The organism is Nocardioides oceani (assembly GCF_030412965.1).
In the GTDB taxonomy this organism is placed as follows: domain Bacteria; phylum Actinomycetota; class Actinomycetes; order Propionibacteriales; family Nocardioidaceae; genus Nocardioides; species Nocardioides oceani.
The window spans coordinates 1-225 of record NZ_JAUHJQ010000258.1 but is presented as its reverse complement, the minus strand read 5'-3'; the positions used below and the strand labels follow the sequence as shown (position 1 = coordinate 225).

Genomic DNA, 225 nt, shown 5'->3' with positions numbered 1-225 from the left:
CAGGTCGTCCAGCCCGCGCTGGTCCTTGCCGCCGCGGCGGAGGAACTCCTGCATGGCCCGCTCTGGGCTGTACCCGGCCATCACGTCCTCGCCGATCGCGTCGAGCGCCTCGGCGCGGTCGACCGGCGGCGCGAGCGGGTCGCCGCCCTCGTAGCGCCGGAACCGGGTGCGGTCCTTCATCAGCCGTAGACCGTCTCGGACCCGTCGGTGTCCTTGCCGACCTTG

Annotated in this window: 1 protein-coding gene; it reads right to left on the bottom strand. The window is 73.3% G+C overall.

Annotated features, from left to right (window positions below; translation table 11 throughout):
* Positions 1-180 (bottom strand): hypothetical protein (locus QWY28_RS23980; RefSeq protein ID WP_300955398.1); only part of this gene is annotated, 180 nt, incomplete at its 3' end.
* Positions 181-225: the final 45 nt, after the last annotated feature.